Below are 18647 nucleotides of genomic sequence, written 5' to 3'. Positions count from 1 at the left end.
TTTGATTCACAATTTAAATACGTGAGAGCTTAGCACTCCTTGGTGGTGCCTCAATCGGAGCTTGCTTTGGAGGTAGTTCAGGATTAGACAAAAATAGGGCTGACAATTTCTTGGCTTCTGTTGCGACATCATGCCGCCTAGCCACCCGCTCCGCCCCAGCTTTACCCATTTCCTCCAGGGTTTCCACCGGGGAGTTTAAGGCTTCAGCCATTGCTGCGGTTAAAGCTTCAACAGAACCGGGTGGCACCAGCCAACCACAGCTGCCATCACCCACCAACTCCGGTATCCCAGCAACATAAGTAGTAATCACTGGACGACCCAGGGCTAAAGCTTCCATGAGCACGACTGGTAATCCTTCCGCAAAGCTGGGCAGTACGAGAGCCCGTGCTGCTAAAATTTGTTGCTGAACCTCAGTATTACTAGCCCAGCCAGTAATCTCAATGTGGTCTTGCAAACCCAACTGGGCAATAGTTGCTTCAATTTGCGTACGCAACGGTCCATCACCCACTAGTACCAACTTGAACTGCAAGCCCTCAGCGGCTAACTGATGGGCCGCTTCAATCAAGAGTAGATGTCCTTTTTGTTCACTGAGGCGACCAACGCAAACTAAGCGTGGCACCTCTGGTATCGGGGTGTGGGTTTTACTCAAAAACATCTCATCCACACCACAGTGGATCACATGGATTTTTGACCACTGTTTGTGGCTGCACCATCGATAAAGCTGGCTTTTGCCAAAGGAGCTAACCGCGACCACAAAAGCAGCTCGGTTGATTTTTTCTCTTAAAGCGAGAAGTTGGGATTTATCAAACTCTTCTGGACCATGAACTGTGAAGCTGTAAGATGGTCCACCGAGAGCATGACATAACATCGCTACTGTAGTTGAGTTTGTTCCGAAGTGGGCGTGAACCTTCTCAATATCTGACTCGGAAAACCAACCCAGCAGAAGGCAAGCCTCAGCTAAGTACGCTAGATGATTCAAAACTCCTCGGTCTGAACCCCAGCCGATTTTGAGGGTCAGCTCTAAGGTCTTCAAAAGACGTATCGGTCTGGTTAAGGCAGTGCGTAATAGGCTAAAACACAAGCCCACGATGCCAACTCCTAAGACAAATCGAGTCTTCTGTAGCTCTAGTTGATCGGCTTGATCAACTAGTTCAGAGGCGCAGGAACGGATAGAAAAACGTTTGACTTGAATATCGCAAGCCTCAAGACCTGCAATCTCTCGCCGGATAAAGCTGTGACTTACCTTAGGATACTGATTAACTAGATAGGCAATTGTCATCGTGAACTCGGGGCAACGGTATGTCTGTTTCTATGAATTTTTCGTAGTTCGTAGATTGACACCTTATCTAAGAGATGGAATAGATCGAGAAAAATCTTCAAATGTTTCAAGGGATGTAACGCCTTCATTAACATCACCTGATTAGGCTCCATTGTCCGTACCAATTTTGCCGCCTCCTTAGACTAAAGCAACTTTGGTGACAGTATGTTATTAATTGTTCTTACTAACTGTGAACTCAGAATCCGGATTGCGATCCCATGGAGGATAGGTAATATCGTATCCGGCAGAATAAGTTTCGGTGGCAGGTTATTCGCGTAGGGTGGCCTAAAGGCCAAGGTTGTCTGTCAGAATGCAGAATGTAGAATGTAGAATGTAGAATTTGGAATTCTAAATTCTTAATTCTACATTCTTAATTCAAAAATGGCGAACAACCGAATAACCTTTAAGAACCGATGTTCTAGGGTGAGACAGTCAGGGAAGATGGTTGGACACGATTAACTACTACGCCCAGACAGGTTAAGCCAAACCTGTCTATTTGATCGAGGACTTGCTTGAATTGAGATTTCTTAGTTCCTCTGAATCCGACCACCATCAAGATTCCATCTGTATGGGCAGCTAGGAAATTGGCGTCTGTATAGTTCAGTAGATTAGGAGTGTCATAGATAACCAAGTCAAATTTTTCCTGAAAATGCCCCATAATCTTTTCCATGCGAGGAGAGGCCAGATCTGGAGCAGATTCTACTAAGGCTTGCCCAGAAGTCAACACAAAAAGATTATCTGAGAAAGGCGATCGCTCCATCACAACCTCTAGGTCGTTTGATAGCAAGTCGCTCAGTCCTGGCAAGTTCTGTAAATTCAAATTGGTGTGAAGTTGAGGTGAATGGAGATTACCATCTACTAATAGAACTCGCTGACCTCTGGAGGCTGCCATGTGAGCTAGGTTTAAGGCGACACTAGACTTACCATCCCCAGCCATAGCCGAGCAAATGGCGATGGAGCGAAGGGGTGGATTACAGAAGCGGAAATGCATGTTAGTGTAGAGAGATTCGAATGCTTTTTTAAATCGATTATCCTCAGAAATTCTGTCCTCATCGTTGTCAAAATCTACACTAAAATTATTGAATGGTTCAGGATTTTTACTAAATGGTATTTCTCCTAAAACAGGTAAATTATGGCCTTCTTCAATATCCTTGATTTCATAGAAGATATTCCGATACTTATCATAAAGGATAACTGTCCCCATCCCTAAAGCTAAACCGCCCATAACTCCCATCAAGATCAACTTATTCTGACTAGATTTTCCGATCGGTGCACCGGTCGGATCGCGGTAAAGCTGAGGTTGAGAAACTATCTCCCAAGGCACTTCCCGTTGAGCTTTCTCCACCTGCAAGGTCTCTTTCTGAGTTTCTAGTTGGTTGAGAGTTTGAGTAGCAATTTGTAACTGCCGCTGTAGATCATTATACTTACGGACAAAAATCGGGAATTCTTGGACTTCGCGATCAACAGTGTTTTTGGTTTGTATCAGAGCCTGATTACGAACCTGTAGTACCTCAATTTGGTTGGTGGTATCAACCAATTGTTGAATCAGTTGTAAACGAATTGGATTTTGAAGGGTTCGCACTCGGGGGTTAATCGGTTGACCTCCTAAGTTCTGACCCAGAATCCGTTGTACTTCCCGATTGAGAAGAGTTTCTAGGTTTTGCCGTTGCTCTAGTAGGGTTTGAATATTAGGGCTCTCTGGCTGAAAGCGGGCGGATTCTATCGCAATTCTACTTTCTATTTCTTTAAGATCCGCCAGTAACTTCTGATAGTTAGGATCTTCACTCAAGGCAGAAGAAGCTAAAGCTTCATTTGGCGATAGTTTTAATTGTCTTTGTAAGCTGTTTTTTAATTTAATTAGCTCTTGTAGCTGCCTGGTTGTATCTCTTTTTTGGTCGCCAATTTTACTAACTTTGTTTGATAATTGTCCCCCATCAAATTGAGGTTCAATTAGCTGATACTGCTGTTGCAGGTTTTGCAAATTTCCTTGGATAATATTAACTCTATCCTGTAATTTAGGAAGTTGCTCATTAATAAATTTAACCCCTTGGCCAATGCGAGTTTTTCGGTCTTCTAAACTATACTTTTCATATTCTTCAGCTGTTGTCTTTAAGACCAACTCTACTAGTTTGGGATCTGTCCCACTATAAGTAACTGATAGGATTTTAGTATTTTCACCTTGACTTTCTTCTTCGAGACGTTCAACTGTTAAATAATACTGAAGTAGCCCAAGCTTAAACTCTGGATACTGGAATTTAATTTTATTGACGATTTTAGATAAGACTTCAGGACTGGTTAGGATTTTAATCTGAGTTGCATAGTCCAGTTCAAAATTTCTCTCACCAGGTATTCTTCCCTGACCCCGAGTAAGTGTCATTGGTTCAGTGGATATTGCTGCAGCAGATGTGACTGGTTCGACTAACAGCTGAAAATTACCTGAATATATAGAGGGAGATTTGCTACTCAAAAAGGTAGCAGCAACAGTCACTAAACCTGCAATCCCTGCAACCACCATGGCTTGGCGTCGGGCAATCCTCAAAAGCGGACCTAGATTTAATCCTTTTTGAGGAGTATTTAACTCATCTTGCTCGTTTAATGTTAGTTGTTGCAATTGTCTGCCCCTTTTACTAGTTGATAAGGTTTCAGCCCCCTGTTGTATATCCAAGAGGATGCTAATTTTTGCAGGGAGACACTAATAATTACCAACTCTCAGGGCAATAATCCGGATTGTCCAGGTTTATAACCCTTTTCACATCGATGCTATAGTTGATCGATGTAGAAGCAAAACTTATCAATATTCCGGAGTGCTATCAACTCCTTTGGCTTGGGTTATTTATAGTATTTTTTTCACAATACTTTTGTCATGTCAAACTTGATTTATCTTAATAAATGTAAATCAATTTTATACCAATTCTGGAAATTACGGCTACAGATAAATTTAATCTTACCATCTCCTAATCTGGATATGTAGTCCTACTTTAACTACTTGGTATTATCCGCCGCCGGTTTAATTATCTTTGATAATACACTTCTTTGATAATACACTTATGATGCTACCATCTTTGATAGGATTTGTGGGCAAACTCTAAAATAGTTAGATCCAAAATCGGTAAGCCCAAGGATAATTCCGTGGGCTAAATTATGGCATTAAAAATTTAATTAACCCTGATTATGAAACAATTAATTAGCAATCCTATAGCTATAACAATTCTATACCTAGGACCAGAGAATGATCTCTCCTAGTAGAATCAGTTGATGGCTGCATCTCAATGCATGCAAAAACACTCTTCGGCAATAGAAGGCTAATATCATGTTATGACAATTACCCTTAATAAAAATCTCCCCCATCTCCCTATATTCCCCTCCTGGTCGGGGTTAGGGGTGGGTTCCTATCTCCTCACTTGGGTAGGTTTTTTACATTTGGGCGAGTACGTACTGGCATTGGGAATAAATTTCTCAAAATATGTCGGAAAATCTCCCAGAATTTCCACCGATTACCGACCCATCTCCCGCTCTTCCCCTCCTGGTCGGGGTTAGGGGTGGGTTCCGATTAGCCATTCCCCATTCCCCATTCCCCATTCCCCATTCCCCATTCCCCATTCCCCATTCCCCATTCCCCATTCCCCATTCCCCATTCCCCATTCCCCATTCCCTATTACCTATTACCTATTACCTATCTCCAAAGTAAAAAACCTACCCTTGTCAGCCCCACACTTCCCACCCTCCCCACACTTCCCTTCTTTTTTACAAATATGAGATGCACCCCAGTTGATTAGGATGATGGGGTATCGACTGCATCCCGTTCTGTGCGAATCCACTTGGTCTGAGGTTCCACCAGAAAAGCCAGATAGAGGGGAATTTTCCACAGAATGTAAATCGGGACAGCTAAGAGCATCAGGAGCGGAAAGTCTGCTCGGCAAAACTTAGCCCAACCTTCAACAATCGCAATTAACAGCAGCACCCCTTCTATGAGTAACACAATAGTACTTATCCATGATGCTCCCAATGCTCCCCCGAGTAAAGCTCCCCCTGTAGCAGCCACCCAAATTAGAACCAATAGGGACAATGGTGGCACACATAAGTCTAATGCGATCGCTAATAGGTCTATTCGTCTTTGACGAATAGACTCTTTGAGCAACTCAGGAACTTGGTTTAGCAAAGTCTCGATATGACCATGCTCCCAGCGTGACCTTTGACTCTTTGCTGAACCCTGTTTCATCAGACGACCTGTGACTCCTGCTTCCTGGCAATATATTGGGGAATGTCCGATGATCGCTAAATCCAAAGCCAACTGCATATCATCAACTGTTTTACTGCCAGCCAAAGAGATTTTGCGAATCACTGACCAGGGGAAAGCCATTCCTGAACCTGTTAACAAACAAGGCAAGCCCAGTCGATGTAACCCACTCGGACGGACTGTATTTTTGAATTTAACCGCCAGGGTAGAGATCAAATCCTTTAGTACCGGGTTGTCTGGTTGTGTCATTAAGTAAGTTGACTGAACCGGTCGTTGTGTAGCGATCGCAAGGCGGGAAATCCGTGAAATCGTTCCTTGAGCAACAATACAGTCTGCATCAACCACCACCACGACATCCGGTGGATTAGGCTCAATAAACCCCATACCGAAGTCTAAGGCATATCCCTTACCTCTGCGCTCATGATCTTGTCGTTCAATTACAATAGCGCCAGATTTCCGAGCCACTGCTGCAGTGTCATCAGTGCAATTATCAGCAATGACTATTAGTCGGTCTTGCTCCGTAAGCTGAGGTAGTAATGTTTCCAGGGTGGCACTGATATCAGAGGCTTCATTGTGAGCTGGAACTAAAACAGCCACCGTTGGTCGGGGTTTGCTAGCATCCGACCATGGCTCAGAGCCATTAGGCAAAATTGCTGCACTACATTCAATAAAAAGAACTGTAATTGGAACGATAAGGGCAAATGCTATTACCAAGAATGGAATATCAATCAATGAGATGAATGGCTGATTAGCTAACACAATTCAACATCCTTAAAGCTTAAAATAAGTTATTTTTTTAGGGAACAGGGAACAGGGAATAGTGATTAGGGAACAGGGAACAGGGAATAGTGATTAGGGAATAGTGATTAGGGAATAGTGATTAGGGAATAGTGATTAGGGAACAGATCAGAGGTTTTAGTCAACAAAAAAAACTTTATTTATCTTTTTTGATAAGTATTAACAAAAAAATATATATTATATAGAGCCAATAAATAATCGTTAAAGTCTAAAACAAACCTAGAGATAAATGATACATATCCAGATATTATCTAATAAAATTTAAATAAAAAACAATAAAATCAGATTTATTTGATAATGTTTAAGGTTACCTATTACCTGTTTACTATTACCTGTTTACTATTACCTTTTGCTATCAATCCTTTGTTTACAACTCAAATACAAACGCTATCTAACTGTTAGTATTAAGTACAGTTTTGTACTCAACCAAGTTACTACGCTGTCCGAGCAATCGATTTAGGTGAAATTGAATCTGACCTTGGACCTGAGGAAACTTGCCGATCATGCAAGACAGACTATAAAGTAAAGCATCTGTTGAGCTCAAACCTGTCTGGGACTTATGACGATAGATCCGGTAAGTCATCAGAGGATAACCCAACAACAGCAATAAGCTCAAGCCATGGGTGAGCCATGCGATCGCAAATACTAATATAGGTAAGAGTAATCCCCAGAACCAAATGCTCCGGCTTTCTTTGACCCAATGGCGTTCTGGAGTGTGACCGTGTAACCAGGCTCCCTCAGCGTAACCATGACCTGCTCTCAAGAACCGCTTCCAGCACTGACTAAAACGTGTCATTTGGGCATCATGCAAAGTCATTTCAGCATCTAGGCGAAAAATCTTCCAACCCTTCTGGCGCAGCCGCAAGCACAATTCCGGTTCTTCACCAGCAATTAGAGTAGGATTAAACCCTCCGACTTGTTCAAAAGCTTCTGTGCGCATCATTGCATCACCACCACAAGCGGAAGCTTCACCCACTGGTGTATCCCACTCCATGTCACACAATCGGTTATATATAGATGTTTCAGGGAAGCGCTCTCGTCGGCGACCACAGACTACAGCGACATTAGGGTTGGCTTCCAGTTCCTTTTGAGCATAGTTGAGCCATCCCCCTACTACCTCACAATCCCCATCCACGAATTGGACAAACTTAAGATTTGGCTCTAAATGTTTGAGATAGATATATCCCGCATTTCTAGCACGAGCTGCAGTAAAGGGTTTAGATAGGTCGAGTCCAATCACCTCTACCCCTAAAGAATGAGCGATTTCCACACTGTCATCTGTGGAGCCAGAATCGACATAAACCACACGAGCCACGTTTTTAATCACAGACAGTAAACACTGGCGTAGGCGTTCACCTTCATTGCGTCCAATCACAACTAATCCAATTTGCTTCAAACCTTGGGCTTTGTATTCTACAGCTGAGAGAGTGTTCATCGTTTAACTGCCTTGAAAATTTAGCTCTTTTCTTGCACTAGGCAAGGAATTGAAACGCAGAGGTAGCACTGAAACGCTGTTTCCCTAACGCTATCGTTGTTGGTGAAAAATTTTAGCCAGATTAAACTGTAACAGATTCACCCTTGTATAGCTTTCTAGGGAAGTTTACAGGATCAGGAATTTTGATCGATAAAGTCTATTAAGGCATCATACTTGGGTGAACTCTTTTGGTATACATGTTCTAAAGCCCCCCAGCTCCCCCATTTACTGGGCTTCTTGATATCAGAAAAGTGCATAAATAAGCCACCGCCCTGATTCTTCCATTCATTCAGGAGTTGTGTATAAATTTTATACATTTTTGGATGTCTATTAAGCTCAATGAAAAACTCAGTTAGTTTTTGATTATCGGACTTGACAAGATGTTGACCACCTTCGTAAACCACTAACTGTAGTTTTCTCTTATCTGCTACTTTGTGATGATAGTTAAAAATTTGATCAATATCACTTAAACTCTCATAGTCTTCTTCTTTGGGAAGTAACCCCCCGGATTTGATCTGCTTAAACGCTTTTGACACTCCCCCATCGGGTTCATTCAACCAAGATTCTATGGTGCTTTCGTTTTCTTCCGCGTTTAAGCTGCCATTAAAATATCCCGCGATCGCAAAAGCATCAATACTATGTTGATAACAAGGGGCATTACCCTCTGCTACCCACAGAGGACAATCCAAAGCAGCATTTTCCAAACCAAGCCATACGGTATGGGTAGCCATAACAGACACCACTTGATTGCTGTCACTACCAAATACATTTTTCCAAATATCAGACATTTGAGCAGTACGCATTCCATACCATTGCATGTATGCATCTCCTTTATCCTTGCCCCACCTAGCTTGACCTTGAGCTAACGCATAGTTAGCTTGTTGGAATTGCCAATTCCACACTTCATTAGACAGTTCCACATAAACCCTTAGATTTGGATCTAAGGTATCTTTAACTATTTGGGCAAAATTAGTGATATAGTCATCTGTAGCTTGATGGGGCATATTAAACCATGGATCAGCACCAATTCGATTGGCCAGTTTAACCATGATTTCTACAGGTACACCTTTACCGTAAGCGTAGGAGGCATCATCTACTTTTGGTATATTTGCCCATTCCCTTTGCTTAGAATGATTGGTTTCCATCCAGTCCATAAAACGGATGGCTTTAAATTTTTTAATTTTATTGATGAATTCCGGATTAAAAAGTTCAGACTCGTAAGTATCTTCATACTTAGCTTGAACAACACGAATGTTGCGAATATAATTACCCGTGTTATTAGGATCCGTAGCGGTAATTATTAAATAGATACTAGCCCCGGATGGCGTTACATTAATTACATCTCTTCCTGGCCTTGACGCTACCTCATCTTTGGTGGCATCAAACTTATATTCTATAGTGCCTTCTCCATCGTATAAAACCACATACTTTCCAGCTGGATAATTTTTCATCCCTGTAAAAAGTAGTGTAGCCACACGAGTATATTCAGGAGGAGCTTCTGGAGCAGGTAAAGACTTAACCCAGCCCTGTTCGTCTAAATCCAGTTTATCGTATTCCTCAGTATCCCACGAACCACTACAGCCTGTTTCTCCAGAGACACATTGAGTAATCCATGGTCTCGACGATTTGAAGGCATCTAAGAAAGGAAGTTCAGTTGACCAATCAGCAATTCCATTCAGGTTAGTTCCTAATTTAGGAGTTGTAAACGGAGAGTTTTGAACCGTTGATTTACTTAAAATAATATTAAGTTTTTGATAAAATTGTTCAGGATATGTTGGATGAAGCGCAATGAATAAAGTTAGACAAAAACTCAAAAAAAATAATGTAATTATTTGGAATTTATTAAAAACTATACTGTACACTAATTTTAACTATCAGGGCTAGCAAAACTGACTTGATAATTGGAAGTTATTGGTAAGCTGACTTCACTCAAGTAGCGTTCGTGGCACAGGCTTATAGCCTGTGACGCACGCCCATTAGCTTACTGCTTACATGGCTGGTAATTATCACCACTAATATATACTTAATAAAAAACAGCTATCCGGATTTTTGCTCTAGAGATTTTTATCAAAAGCTTACGCTATATATTAATTTAAGTTAATCTTGTTATAAAGTTATAATAACGAGAAGGATTTTTAGAAATCCATAGGTAAAGATCAAAGCAGGGGTATAACGGTAAACTTAGCTGTTGTATAACATAGACCAAATCGAGTTTAATGTCACTCTAAGACTTGCCAAGATTCACAAATGCCCCTGGTTAAGTTGCAGGTTGCATCTCCAGTATTAACATTTACTTTTAGAGAAATGAACAAGCCTGTTATTGTCATTGGACTAGATGCAGCTCAGCCCTCTGTCCTTGAGAAATGGATGTCTCAGGGACATCTCCAGACTATGCGTCGTTTGCGCGACCAGGGAACCTATGGACGCCTGAAAAATTTTGAAGCGTTTAGTGCAGAAACGCCTTGGACAACATTTTTGACTGGCTGCTCGCCTCACACAACTGGGTACTGGTCTCCCTTGGGATTCCGAGAAGGTAGCTATGAGTGCTACACCAAGGCCGCCTATGACTATAGTGAGTATCCTCCATTTTATGCCCTGGGTGAAGATTATCGAGTGGCAGTCTTTGACATGCCTCAAACTCGGCTCTGTGAGGAGGTAAATGGTCCCCAGGTTTTAGCTTGGGGAGCCCATTCTCCTCAAGTAGCTAGTGGCTCTTTACCGGCTTCACTGTTCCAAGAACTGGTTGACAAACATGGAGAACATCCAGGACTCCATAAGGACTATGCTGTGTGTGTTGATTTAAAGGGAACACTTCGACTTCGGAAACTTCTGGAGACAGGGATCTCCCGTCGCGCTACTATTTGTCAAGATCTCTTGGAACGAGAGTCTTGGGACTTGTTTTTAACAGTGTTTGGCGAAGCCCATGCACTGGGTCACAATTTCTGGCAGTTGAGTCAACCGGAACATCCTCTCTATGAGCATTTTAGTTCCCGTGTTTCAGGTGATCCCATGCTCGAAGGCTTTCAAGCCATTGATCGGGCAATCGGCAAGATTTTAGCCAAAGCACCAAAGGATGCTCATGTCGTCATTTTCTCCGCTCATGGCATGGGTCCTAACACCATGGATGCCCCCAGCACCACCTTCCTGCCTGAGTTTTTATATCGCCTTAGTTTCCCTGGGAAATTTGCCCTGGCTAATGGTACTGAGTTGGGAACACCCCCTGAACCGATAATTACCAAAATGAAATGGAACTATTGGGAGCGACATCTGTGGGGTACCAAGTATGATCCTAATCCCATTAAAAGGTTTTTGAGACGAGAAACTCCCACCAAGCTTTTCAAACTAATCGAGCCATGGTTAGATTCTTCTCAAGAACCCGATCTGATCTCCCCATTCAGGCTAGCGAAGGAAACCGATGTAGTACCTTTCCAACCAGCCGCTTGGTATGCACCGGTCTGGCACAAGATGAAAGCGTTTGCCCTACCAAGCTTTTCAGAAGGGTATATCCGTATCAATCTTCAGGGACGAGAACCCCAAGGATTGGTACCGGAATCGGAGTATGATGCTTTCTGTGATGAACTGATCCAAAAGCTTTACGCTCTTAAAGATGCCCGAAAAGGTGTACCCATGGTCAAGGAGATCATCAGGACACGGAAGTCGCCCACTGAGCGAAATTGTAAGCTGTCTGATGCCGACTTGGTACTTGTCTGGCAAGATGAGTATGCCACAGATGTGGTGGAAAGTCCTGATGTTGGACGTATTGGTCCTGTACCCCATTATCGTGCTGGCAGCCATCGCCCTGAGGGATTTATCATCGCCGCAGGTCCAGATATTGCGTCCGGTGTTGATTTCGGAGGCGGTCATGCTCTTGATCTTCCCCCCACAATTTTGGAATTGATGGGTGCACCAATTCCTGAATACTTTGAAGGTAAGCCACTACCATTGCTAGCAAAAGAGCTTGTCAACGGTTAATATGCTTACCGGCTTAGAGTGTGGTCAGAAACATTGCCCTCATAGTTAAGTCTTTGTAAATTAGAAATGAGGGATAAGGTAAAGAGGGGATGAGGATATTTTTACTCCTCTTTCCCCTCTTCATTTTATTCCAAATCTCACAAATCCGACAGGAATCAATTGAACATGCTTATCATCACACGATGTATACGTTCTGCCCATTTATCCCAATTTAGAGACTGATCGTATTCTTCTCTAGAAGACTTTACTAACTGTTCATAGACTGCCCGATCACCAAAGTTATTTGCTATCACACTAGCATACTGATCACTTGAGGCAGATAACGGTAACATATAACCATTTTTGCCATTTTTAATAATTGTCGGAATTCCTCCGACATCAGTTGTGATTACAGGGAGACCAAATGCATTAGCCTCACAAATCACAATTGGTGAACAATCAGCACGGGTGGGAAACATCAAAAAATGGGATTGCAAAAATAATTGATTAAGTTCCTCTCGTTGCTTAGGATTATTTTTATTCAAAAAAGGAATGACGTTGAGCCGCTCATGCTTAATGTCATCCGGTGGCACACAACCAAGCATAACTAGCTCAGCGTCAATTCCCATGTTGAGCAGAGATATCAGAGTTTCAAAGGCAATATTTCCACCTTTTCTCTGCCAATCTTTACCAATAAACAATAAACGGCAACGGGAAGCATTACACTTGGAAAATAGTTGATATACTGAGGGGATATCATCTAAATTTGCTCCAAAGGGAATTACTTCAACTTTCTCTGGATCTGCCTGATAGTCGCTAATGGCAGATTTGGCAGCCCAGTCTGAAGAATAAACTAGTTTATGAGATTTTGATAATACAGTAAATTCCTGTTTTTCTCCTAGTTCAAATTCTTCTATATTTCGGTAAATTTTATAGTATTCATTGTTGATTAGCTTCGGAGTGGCATCGGATAAAAAAATAATAGGAATACTAGTGTCAATTAAACTTAATTCTCCTGATGCAACGGGGCAAAATAGTAAATCACATGGGGTTTCTTTGAACTGTCTTTGAACTGTCAGTATGAATCGATTGAGCTGTTCATTGTGATCAGAAGACTTGAAACCTAAAAATGAATGGATTAATTGGATAGGCTTGACTAGCTTATGCCAATAGGATACTTTTTTGGGATTGCCGAGATTAATCAACTGAAGGTCTCTTGATGCCAGAGACCTATGCATATAATAAAGGGTGCCAGAAAAAGTATTTTTATCTAAATAATTCTGAGAAGAGAAAAAACCAACTCTCAAGGGCTGCATCATCGGTTTTACGAAGGTTGAATCTTGCCATCAAAATGTACCGCTTCAATTATAGCTCCCTATTAGTAAAGTATTTGATGTTAAACCAGCAGTATTATTAAATTGATTGATAATTTATTGCTCCCCAGTAGTTTACTTTTTAATGTAATCATTTTTAGGGATTTTTTAAAAAAACTAAGCAAAATTGCTTAGTTAGCTCTAGGTTAACACGGCATTAGGATTTTCTTTAAAGGTTTCAGGGGTTTCACCATACGCCTCAACTTATTATCAACATAGATCATATAACAGTCAAGAGGCTCGGCTCCAAAACTTTTCTTAAATGCTATAACTCCTGGCAATCCACCACTAGGATTAAAATCAAACCAAGAATATCCTTGTTCACAAGAATCTTTAACAATTTCATACATAACTAAGTTAACTGGTCTTAGATTCAAGTATTTTTCTAAGGATGAGCCATGCCAATACACCACATGTTTCTTGGCGTAGAAGCATAGTGCTCCGCTGATAATTTGGTCTTGATAGTGGGCTAGCCAAAGCTTAACGTTAGGTGACTTAAGTTGAAAAATTGTTTTAAAAAGTTCCCAATTATAGCTACCAAGACTATTATCTCCCCATCGTCGTAATGAATCTTGATAAACTTGATAATATTCCCACCATTGGTCTAGGGTAGATGCTGTAGTTACTGAAACTCCTTCCTTGATAGCTTTTCGGACTTTTCGAGCCATAGAACTACCGCCCTTTTTCCAAGTTTTGGAAATTGTTTCAAAACCCACGTCTAAGTTAATGGCGTGAGTGGTATCCTCCTCTTGTTCACTGACACAACTTAGGGCTACAGCTTTACTAGCTAGTTCATTGTAAGGATTTACTCGCCAACTTAATTTACCCCAAAAATTTTTATCGAGAAATTTAACTAGTAAAATGGCATGGTCAATGGTAAGTTCGTCTGCGGAAATCCATCCTCCAAAGGTTCCGTCTGGTGAGGATGAGTATTTCTTGATAAATTTCTGATTTCCAAGTTTATAGGAAAGGGCAATCAAAGCTCTTTTTTGATCTGAGAATAGGATAATTAGAGGGTTTGGACGAAATTCTCCTTGAGTATAGGTATTCCAGATTTCAGCCCATTCTCTTGAATGAAAATAAGTTGAATAATTGCATTGTTGCCAAATTTTGTCCCATTCTTCAGAATTAGCGAGATAGGTTTTGGTAATTGATAGGCTCATTGACTACTCCTATAATTAATTTTTGTGACCCTAAGTATTAGAAATGCCCTAGTGAATTGCTTGATTAATCTTGACCAAAGAGAATACAAAGTAAGCGTTCGCGTAGCGTGACCTACGGTCAATCGCTTACCTGGAAACATCAACAAAGCGATGCAGCTTCGGAACAGGGGAGGCAGCGCGGTCTTGGGGGTCTCCCCCACTCGCTATTGCCGTGGTTTCCCCCACTCGCTATTGCATCAAGAAGGGAAAAATGCGATTGACCGTTCGCGCAGCGTCGGGCTTTGCCCGAAAGGTCACGCTACGCGAACGCTTGAGTATTGGATTTATCGATTTAGATAGCTGGGCTGATTTTCACCTATCTATTTATTTCACGACTTACGCAGTAACTCTACTTGTAGGGTCTCACCCTACTATTTCTAGTGTTTGTTACCCAATTTTGCGTAAGTCCTGTATGTCTTAAAGTTCTGGTAAAGTTCAGAAAAATTTCTTAATTGATGCCACAACCCTTGCTTGGTCAGCCTCAGTCATATCGTTGTAAAAGGGCAGACGAAGTAAGCGATCGCTTACATCCTCAGTCACCAAGCAGTCTCCTTCTTTGCCCCCAAACTCTCGTCCCATATCAGACAAGTGCAATGGCAGATAGTGAAAAACGCTGTAGATGCCTTGAGCTTTTAAGTGAGCAATCAAGGCTTGGCGCTTCTCTAGGGACGGTAAGAGTACGTAGAACATATGGTATGCCTGGTCACAGTACTCTGGCACAATTGGCAAGCGGATACCGTACTCCGGTGCCCAATCCTTGAGATTTTCGTAGTAGTACTCCCAAATTTGCTGTCGTTTGCTCTGAATCTGTTGGCGACTTTCTAGCTGAGCATACAAGAAAGCTGCGAGTATGCCTGAGGGGAGATAACTCGAACCAATGTCTACCCAGGTGTACTTATCAATTTGACCGCGATAGAAGCGAGTGCGATTAGTTCCTTTCTCCCGGATAATCTCAGCACGTTCGATATACTGCGGGTCGTTGATCAACAGTGCGCCACCTTCTCCACAGGTAAAGTTCTTAGTCTCGTGAAAACTCTGGGTAGCTAGACAACCAAATGTACCTAGATACTTGCCTTTATACTTAGCAAATAGTCCATGAGCATTGTCCTCAACAACTGGTATACCGTAGCGCCCAGCAATCTCCAAAATAGCATCCATCTCGCATGCTACACCGGCGTAATGTACAGGGACAATGGCTTTGGTGCGAGGGGTAATCAGTGATTCTAATTTCTCTTCATTTAAATTGAGGGTATCCGGGCGGATGTCGATAAAGACAGGTTGAGCACCTCGTAAGATGAAGGCATTAATGGTAGAGACAAAGGTGAAGGAGGGAACAATGACTTCATCCCCTGGTTGGATGTTTAATAGTAGTGCCGCCATTTCCAGAGCATGGGTGCAGGAAGTGGTTAGCAGAACCTTTGGAATTGACAATATTTGTTCGAGTAGAGCATGACATTGTTTGGTAATAGCACCATCACCGGAAAGATCCATGTTCTTGATGGTCTGTTGGATATACTCAAATTCCGTTCCGACAGTAACAGGGCGGTTAAAAGGTATAGTTGACAAAGTAACTTCCATTTTTAGTTAGCAATTATTAGTTTCTACTTGGTATTAATCCGATTAATTTTTACAATGCACCTGAAATCCTATAGATTCTGACTTCTTGCTCTGGCTGGTTATTGCTAGTAATCCTAATAATTAGTAAATTTTTATTAGGGAGATGTTTAGTTGTAGCGCCCTGAACTTAACCGATGCTGAATTAACCACTGTTCATTTTCTGGTGAGTCATGTAGCCATCGCTTAATTAGGTCAGCAAATTTTACTGGAAGCTGCAAACTCTTCCAGGTTTCGTAAGAGGCTATAGACAGATTATGGTAAAGATCTGAATCGGAAAGCAGCTTTTGAATAGATTCTGCTAAAGCAACAGAGTTGCCAGCAGGAAAAATTTTCGCACTGATGCCATCTTTTAGTTTATTAATAAACATTGGGTGATCTGAAGCAATGATTGGAGTTCGAGCGCAAAGGGCATGAGTAATTGCTAGTGGGAAACCCTCTGGAAATTCGTGGCGACTAGGAACTAATACAAGATCAGATTCTCTCATCAGAGGAACTACGGTATTATTTGGTACTATTCCCAGAAACTCTACACAGTCTTCGATTTGTAGCTGCTTAGCTTTATTGACAAAGAAACCTGTTTTATCGTTACCAGCTATCTTCAATTTTATTGGAAACTTATTAGCTTTTAATTTAGCGATAGATTCTAATATATCCCCAACCCCTTTAGCTTCAATCATTGACCCAATGTAAAACAGTTGCCAAGACTTGGCCTGTGCTGGGAGAGTTTTTGGTGACAAGGATTCTGGGGTTTCAGTAACAATAAAAGTCCAAGGAATTATCTTGTCAGATTGGACTCCTATGTCCTGGAGTACTCGGGAGGAATCAATCCCATAACTACCAATCCATTGGATTCGATCATTATTTAATAATTGGCTTAGTAAATAATTACGAAACTTGTTACGCACCTTTCTGGTTGGAATAGATTCAGCAAATAGGGCTAGGGTTGGAACATTATTCTGAATTGCCCAACGAAAAACTTCCCGAATTGGTGTGCGAACAACTAAATGAGTGGGATGGTAATCTTCAATCAATTTGATTAAATTTTTAACCTTAATCTCTCCATTAAACCCTGCACCAATGGCACGAACTCCTTTTTCCAGTAGCTGATTGTAGGGTTTTTCGGTCATACAACAGAGAGTTGCAACTTCCCCAATTTGTTTGCCAATTTCAGCTACCGCATCTACAGAATATTTCTGAGCATAGTATGTCTCAGGTCCACCGTTAGCTAAGCGTTCAAAGGCTTCACGGTAATCTCCAGCATACTGAATAATCAATAAACGCATGAAATTAATTACGTTATTCTAACTCAATTTTCCTAAAAAACATTAATTTTTTTATAAATTACCGTTATTTTTTTTAATAAATAAAACTATACCCTTAATATAGACTATTCCATTTGATTAATTGTCATGATAGTGATTTTTAGTATAAATGTGTGATTTTTTAAAAATTAGCATACACTACCATTGATTTATTATCGAAATCCTTAAAGATTAAGTAAATAATATCAAGACTAGGTAACGCTAATTTTTCCTATCCATTTAATTTAAAAAATAGATAAAAAAAAGCTATAGAGCATCAGGTGTAAGCTAATAGGCATTTATAGCAGTCGAAGTAAAGCTTAAGACATATTTATGCTCCCTGCTCCCTTTAAACCAAAATACTCTGTCCTAAACTATAATTCGGTTGCTATAAATTTTAAGATCGATCCAGTTGTGCAAAAGGCTTCAATCCATCTCCCAATCTCCCAATCTTCCAATCTCCCAATCTCCCAATCAGCACCGATTCATAATTTACATGCGTGAAAGCTTAATTATCAATACAAGCTCAATCAAATAAATCCGGATTATTGAGCCTATTTTTAAAAACCAATAAAGTCAAACTGAGTGCCCTGGTCTATAGAGAAAATTTTGTTAAGGGTGGTTATTAATTAGTGGTTAGTTTATTTTTTTTACTAACTACTAAATAGTCAAGTAATAACCACCCTCCAAGGAGGTAATTAATCCGATGTTACTAGAAGTGAGCAGCACAGAAAACTGCCTAGATTTGGTAAGTAAAGGCAGCTTTGGTGGATAAAAATTAATGCACCATAGACGATGGACAATTACCAGCTTCCCTGAAGCGTAAGGAGCATGCCATTGACCTTAAAGAGGTTTGAGAGTATTAGCCAAAAGTGCAATGGCATCTTTAACGTCTCCCTGAGCTGATTCTGTGGCGCAAATTAACATCACCACCACATTTTTACCCAGCTGACGCGCTAAGATCACTCCACTGACTGGCTGAGTCTGACCACCTAGGGTTAAGCTACCTCTCCAAGGAAGAGACACCCCTCCTGGTACTGGCTGAAAATTACCAGTTTGAAATCCTTCACCCCGCCTAAACTGTTCAATAGCAATCTGTGCTAGGGAAGGGTTGCTTAATGGACGATCTGTCGCTCTTTGTTCTACAAGCACCGTGTAGGCTAAGTTACCATCGGGTGCTTCAATTAATGGGAAACCACCCATGGTACTAACCTTATACCCTTCCAGTATACCCACCTGAAAGCGCTTTGTGAGATCTTTATAAGGTTCTTGATTAAGTCTTAAAGTATGGGCTGAGGTATCAGCAGTAGTGGGAAACGCTGCTAGGGCAGACAATTGAGCTTGAGCTGGTAATGATTGTATTGGTATAGTCAATT

12 protein-coding genes and 1 pseudogene are annotated in these 18647 nt (G+C 41.3%); 3 read left to right on the top strand and 10 right to left on the bottom strand.

Annotated elements, in window-relative coordinates:
• Positions 1-13 precede the first annotated feature (13 nt).
• Entirely contained in the window at positions 14-1279 is a 1266-nt protein-coding gene (locus F6K38_RS03855; protein ID WP_009148942.1) for a glycosyltransferase family 4 protein, read from the bottom strand.
• Between the two features lie 457 nt (positions 1280-1736).
• Positions 1737-3929: a GumC family protein gene (locus tag F6K38_RS03850; protein WP_063747945.1), complete on the bottom strand. Its 2193-nt coding sequence runs from the start codon at positions 3927-3929 to the stop codon at positions 1737-1739.
• 852 nt (positions 3930-4781) lie between these two features.
• Between F6K38_RS03850 and F6K38_RS03845 the strand changes: the two genes are divergently transcribed.
• On the top strand, positions 4782-5006 hold the full coding sequence (locus F6K38_RS03845; protein ID WP_154659878.1) for a hypothetical protein: 225 nt from the start codon (positions 4782-4784) through the stop codon (positions 5004-5006).
• 84 nt (positions 5007-5090) lie between these two features.
• Here the strand turns inward: F6K38_RS03845 and F6K38_RS03840 are convergent, their stop codons facing one another.
• The 3 genes from F6K38_RS03840 to F6K38_RS03830 form a co-directional block, all read right to left on the bottom strand.
• The gene (locus F6K38_RS03840; protein ID WP_009148951.1) at positions 5091-6314 is read right to left on the bottom strand and encodes a glycosyltransferase family 2 protein; all 1224 of its coding nucleotides are present in this window, start codon (positions 6312-6314) and stop codon (positions 5091-5093) included.
• Between the two features lie 430 nt (positions 6315-6744).
• Entirely contained in the window at positions 6745-7788 is a 1044-nt protein-coding gene (locus F6K38_RS03835; RefSeq protein ID WP_009148962.1) for a glycosyltransferase family 2 protein, read from the bottom strand.
• A 173-nt stretch (positions 7789-7961) separates the two neighbouring features.
• Positions 7962-9641, bottom strand: coding sequence for a hypothetical protein (locus tag F6K38_RS03830; protein WP_009148968.1), 1680 nt, complete (start codon positions 9639-9641; stop codon positions 7962-7964).
• A gap of 490 nt (positions 9642-10131) precedes the next feature.
• On the opposite strand from F6K38_RS03830, the gene F6K38_RS03825 reads away from it, so the two are divergent.
• A complete protein-coding gene (locus F6K38_RS03825; protein ID WP_044494346.1) occupies positions 10132-11799 on the top strand; it encodes an alkaline phosphatase family protein in 1668 nt (555 codons plus the stop codon).
• 155 nt (positions 11800-11954) lie between these two features.
• Here the strand turns inward: F6K38_RS03825 and F6K38_RS03820 are convergent, their stop codons facing one another.
• Together F6K38_RS03820 and F6K38_RS03815 are read right to left on the bottom strand one after the other, a co-directional pair.
• Complete coding sequence (locus F6K38_RS03820) at positions 11955-13097, bottom strand: glycosyltransferase family 4 protein (protein ID WP_229414650.1); 1143 nt, start codon at positions 13095-13097, stop codon at positions 11955-11957.
• A gap of 200 nt (positions 13098-13297) precedes the next feature.
• Positions 13298-14314, bottom strand: a complete 1017-nt coding sequence (locus F6K38_RS03815) for a lipid II:glycine glycyltransferase FemX (RefSeq protein ID WP_009148971.1) — start codon at positions 14312-14314, stop codon at positions 13298-13300.
• 150 nt (positions 14315-14464) lie between these two features.
• On the opposite strand from F6K38_RS03815, the gene F6K38_RS03810 reads away from it, so the two are divergent.
• Positions 14465-14653 carry a hypothetical protein gene (locus F6K38_RS03810; RefSeq protein WP_131827115.1) on the top strand — a complete coding sequence of 63 codons (189 nt, stop codon included), beginning with the start codon at positions 14465-14467 and terminating at the stop codon, positions 14651-14653.
• Between the two features lie 135 nt (positions 14654-14788).
• Here F6K38_RS03810 and rffA read toward each other — a convergent pair whose 3' ends face one another.
• The 3 genes and pseudogenes from rffA to F6K38_RS03795 form a co-directional block, all read right to left on the bottom strand.
• Positions 14789-15931, bottom strand: a complete 1143-nt coding sequence (rffA, locus tag F6K38_RS03805) for a dTDP-4-amino-4,6-dideoxygalactose transaminase (RefSeq protein ID WP_009148972.1) — start codon at positions 15929-15931, stop codon at positions 14789-14791.
• Positions 15932-16077: 146 nt separating this feature from the next.
• Positions 16078-17253 carry a glycosyltransferase gene (locus F6K38_RS03800; RefSeq protein WP_009148973.1) on the bottom strand — a complete coding sequence of 392 codons (1176 nt, stop codon included), beginning with the start codon at positions 17251-17253 and terminating at the stop codon, positions 16078-16080.
• Between the two features lie 861 nt (positions 17254-18114).
• Positions 18115-18647 (bottom strand): annotated as a pseudogene (locus tag F6K38_RS03795) (hypothetical protein); the annotation flags it as partial.

Source organism: Moorena sp. SIO3B2, from assembly GCF_010692525.1.
GTDB lineage: Bacteria > Cyanobacteriota > Cyanobacteriia > Cyanobacteriales > Coleofasciculaceae > Moorena > Moorena producens.
The sequence above is the reverse complement of the archived record's forward strand: the minus strand, read 5'-3'. Positions and strand labels throughout refer to the sequence as shown.